Annotated in this window: 6 protein-coding genes; 2 read left to right on the forward strand and 4 right to left on the reverse strand. The window is 42.9% G+C overall.

All coding sequences use genetic code 11. From position 1 onward, the window contains the following. From tnpA to HRT75_RS14130, 4 genes are all read right to left on the reverse strand, one after another. The coding region (gene tnpA, locus HRT75_RS14115) for an IS200/IS605 family transposase (protein ID WP_291188071.1) at window positions 1-399 on the reverse strand (399 nt) is incomplete at its 3' end. Between the two features lie 178 nt (window positions 400-577). Beyond that, entirely contained in the window at window positions 578-991 is a 414-nt protein-coding gene (locus tag HRT75_RS14120) for a type II toxin-antitoxin system VapC family toxin (RefSeq protein WP_291188074.1), read from the reverse strand. After that, complete coding sequence (locus tag HRT75_RS14125; protein ID WP_291188077.1) at window positions 988-1,242, reverse strand: type II toxin-antitoxin system prevent-host-death family antitoxin; 255 nt, start codon at window positions 1,240-1,242, stop codon at window positions 988-990. Before HRT75_RS14125 ends, HRT75_RS14120 begins: the two co-directional genes overlap by 4 nt. Before the next feature lie 131 nt (window positions 1,243-1,373). Beyond that, the gene (locus HRT75_RS14130) at window positions 1,374-2,669 is read right to left on the reverse strand and encodes a hypothetical protein (RefSeq protein WP_291188080.1); all 1,296 of its coding nucleotides are present in this window, start codon (window positions 2,667-2,669) and stop codon (window positions 1,374-1,376) included. A 217-nt stretch (window positions 2,670-2,886) separates the two neighbouring features. On the opposite strand from HRT75_RS14130, the gene HRT75_RS14135 reads away from it, so the two are divergent. Both HRT75_RS14135 and HRT75_RS14140 read left to right on the forward strand, forming a co-directional pair. Continuing rightward, window positions 2,887-3,549, forward strand: a complete 663-nt coding sequence (locus tag HRT75_RS14135) for a ParA family protein (protein ID WP_291188083.1) — start codon at window positions 2,887-2,889, stop codon at window positions 3,547-3,549. 2 nt (window positions 3,550-3,551) lie between these two features. Beyond that, complete coding sequence (locus tag HRT75_RS14140) at window positions 3,552-3,806, forward strand: hypothetical protein (protein WP_291188085.1); 255 nt, start codon at window positions 3,552-3,554, stop codon at window positions 3,804-3,806. The last annotated feature ends 417 nt before the right edge of the window (window positions 3,807-4,223 follow it).

Genomic DNA, 4,223 nt, shown 5'->3' on the forward strand with positions numbered 1-4,223 from the left:
CTTTCCCTGCTCTCTTACATACTTCCCTATCTTGGTTTCATCACCATGCTTACCTACTGTGCTAGCAAAATAACCATCTGTCCAAAACTCACCACCCCATAGCTGTTTCTTAACTGATGGACACAAACGAAAAATCTCTCGAGCCGTCAGACTCTTGATCATTTGAACCACTTTCTTAACCGAATACATCGGTACAGACTGGACTAAAAAATGAACATGATCTTCATCAGTGCCAATCTCTAAAAACTTGATCTCATAACGCTTTTCTATCTCAAGACAAACATCACGCAGAACTTCGTCAACTTTTTCATCGAAAACCGCACGACGATACTGCGCAGGCAACACCAAATGATAAAGCAATACCGGTACGTTATGACTTTTATGAATATATTCGCTCACGCGAATATTTTACGCAGCAAGCTGCGGGGAATAAATCCCAAAAGAGATTCAAAACCGCAAGGCATGTTCTTGACGGAAATTTCCGTGAGGCCGATCTTTGACGATGACGGTTCAAATACAATACTGCAAAACTGATTGCAGTATATACTGCTTCATCTCTTTGTATTTCACTCTATGCCTATAGCAAAACAGGTATATTCAAACGCTTTGCAGCTTTTAGCAGCGCCTTGTCTCTTGTTGCCAAATGCAATGTGCGTCTAAAGGCGAGTTCAAGATAAGCCGCATCATAAGAGGTTAATTTTTGTTCCTCAGCCAAATAAATGGTATCTGTAAAAGCGCGGCTATGCGTCTCTAAATCCGTTTTAACTGGCAATTTAGAGAGCGCATCAAGCCGTTTTGGAATGGACGCATAGCGTATCCGGTTTTGTTTGCTTGCTTGAATAAGCACATTCACCACTTCTAAATGCCACAAGTTGGGAACCCACGCTCCCCTATCTCTGACCATATCTAAAATCTTGTCTGTTGTTTCACTCGCTTCATCTTCAAAAAGCCAGCTTACAGCAATTGAGCAATCCAGTACCAAATCGGTCATAAGCGGCCCTCGTCACGCAAAGCCTTCCAGCTTATACCTTCAAGGGTGACACCTTTTCGCAAGGTCTTAAGGTCCTCAATAGCTCTATTGATATCATCGTTATCGTCTATGATCTCAGGAATTAATCGCGCAACAGGTTTACCCCGTTTTGTAATAATGATCTCTTGCCCTAGCGCTACTTTATCCAGCAATGCCGACCAATGAGTTTTTGCTTTGAATGATCCAATGGTTTCCATGATGCTCTCCTTCATTAAAACCAGTATATCAAACTGGTCTGCTTGAAGCAAGTATATTTGCTATTTGTTGGGCTAAGCCTGATTGCCGTTTTGCAGTTTAAACTGATTGCAGTATATACTGCTAAAAAATATTCTTTTTATTGCCATCAAGCTGTTTTACTACGGCTTGCACGTTTCTCCGCGTTTGACTTCACCCGACAATCATCTGAGCAGTATTTGGCATCGGATCGCTTTCCGATAAGCCGTTTATCGCACCATTCGCAACTTTTATGATTATGAACGGTAGCGTGCAAGCTAGCCGTTACGTTCTGTTCTTCAACCGTGTAAGAAATGATCCATCCGTGCTTTAAAAGGCGTTCGTGTTGGTGAAACGTGAGACTATAGAGCACATCCGAGAACAGGCGTCGTAAACGGTTGCCTATATCCGTAGCCACCATGAGGAACCGTGCGGGATTATCGTTTATAAGTTGACCGTTGTATAATCGGTGCTTCTTAAGCAACCATGTGAGTGCCAGAGCCAGTATCGCTCCGGCAAGGGTCATAATCATCAAAACAATATTAATCGTCTTCTCTCTGGCCTTACGTTCGGCCTCTAGCTGGTACACAGCGTTCTTAACCTCGATCATGGTGCTATCCTGGGCAAGTTCACGTGAGAGGGTAGGAGAGAGGCTGGCCGTGATACTCTGAGTATACCCTCCAGCCTCTGCGATGATCTGTTCTCCTTCAGCAATGGCTGCTATGATGCGCCCTCGGTAAGATTTATATTCCCTGGGGCAAGCGGTACACGTCCAAAACCATGCTTCTGCTTTGTCTCTATGGGCATAATAATCACGTTTCCATGACGCAGATCCGGAATTGATCGCCTTGGTTAGAAGGGCTTTGGCTTGTGACCGGGCCTCACGAAGCATCTGGCTTTGGAGGGCAGGGGCCGCTTCCAGCAAATTAAAGGCTTGCATCTTCATTGTGCTATCACGCAGGGTTTCACGCTCCAAGGTCTGTAGATACTGCGGTAGATGGCTTTCTCCAGAAAGATCGGCAGAAACGAAAAAGTTTGATGTCAGACTAATCCCTGTAGTGATAAACACAGCAAAGAACGCAACACGCCATAGATAGCCCGATTGACGCTTTTGCGGCTCGATCTTATTACCGGAAATATCTTTGACATGAGAGGGTGGGGCAGCGGTAGCACTTGCATCGGTCAGAATAATCTTCAATCCCCAATCAATGGCGTAGTAAGCAACGCCGACCATAACCCCGCGCATGATCCAGAGCATAAAAGCCAGATCAGGAAAGCCCGTTTCAGCAATCATTGTTCCAACACGGTAGAACATCAACATAGTGCCAAGGGCTAGAAAATTAAGAACAAAGGATCGAGCCTGTACATAGCTCCATTCAATGTAGTAGGCAACGGGTTTGCCGTTTGGTTTGCTATCTCCGGCCATAATAAGGGCTGTTACGTTTAATAATGATACGCTTAACGACTATCCGTTAAGCGTTGTTGAACAGCAGTAAAAATAGAAATATACTGCAATACTGCAAAAAGTTTATCAGTATTGCAGTATGTACGCTTTGCAGTTTTAACACTTTTACTGCAAAGGCTTTTATACTATGCTTAAAATGAGATATATTACCGGACAGCAATAGCAGAAACAAAAGCACATGATTATAGCGATAACAAATCTAAAAGGCGGTGTGGGAAAATCAACGATTACCCAAAATCTAGCCGTATGCCTTGCTCACATGGGGTATAAGGTCTGTATTGTTGATACAGATGAAAACCAAAATTCCATGAGTTGGAATGGTGCCAGGGATGAAGACTTACCTAATATCACTGTAGTTGGTGCCGTAGAACAAAAGGGGTTTAGCAAAGCTGTCAAAAGCCTTCATCAAGATTATGAGATTGTATTGGTAGACGGGACACCTTCGTTATCAGCGATGACTACGAGTATCATTGTGAATGCCAATTTAATTATCATCCCTCTAAGGCCATCTGCTCAGGATTTTCGTACAATGGATAAATTTCTATCTCGGTATAATGATGCTGTGGGAATGAAAGGAGAAATTCCCGCCTATTTTCTTTTGAATGAATATGATGAAAGAAAAATTATCCATAGAGGGATTAAGACCACATTAGAAGAAACCTACGACATACCATTTTTGAAAATCCAAATCGGATCACGAACGATCTACAATGAAGCCAGTGTTGAGGGATTAGGCGTATATGAAGCCACCGGAGATAATACGGATAAAGCGCGTCAGGAAATGATTAACTTAACAAATGAGGTTTTAGAAACGGCCTCAGTTCTTAATTTAGTAGGGTAACTATGGCGAAAAAGCAAATAAACCTGGGAAAGCTCGGAAGTAAAAAAGAAGTCATTAAGCAAAGCCCTGATAGCAGGGAAGAAGAACAAAAAATTATTGAGCAAATCCACAAGTCAAAAGGTGGGGGAACGAAACGTATAACAATAGATGTCCCAGCCGATCAGCATATGCGTATGAAAATGCGTGTATTCTCCCTACAAACGACAATCAAAGACTATGTTCTCGATCTCGTTGAGAAAGATTTAAATTCGCAGTAAAAACTGTTTGCAGTTTTGCAGTAAGTATTCCACCCCTTCTAGCATCCATCTCTGTTCATACTCTAAAGCAGCAATTTTTCGGCTTCTGGCTACTTGTTAATGTGGTCTAGCCGATCTTACTAGGATAGGGGGTGCTAGAAATTCAATCCGCCTCACAAGGCTTTAAAATCGAAAAGAAGGTTTTTTGAGGCATTTGCCAAACCAAAGCAGAATGACTATATTCGTTATGCGGCCCTGAAGCTGTTAGACAGGCTCTGCTGAGGAGCAACCTGATCGAAGGAATAAGGGGCGTCCATATACGGAGCAGAAATGCGAAGTAAGTCGGGTTTGCCAGCTACCCATACCAAATAAGCTGGGAGAAAAGGCCGTCACACGTGAACGGTCTTTTCTTTTTTGAAAGATAATGCATATACGAAA

This window comes from Gilvibacter sp., assembly GCF_013214815.1.
GTDB lineage: Bacteria > Bacteroidota > Bacteroidia > Flavobacteriales > Flavobacteriaceae > Gilvibacter.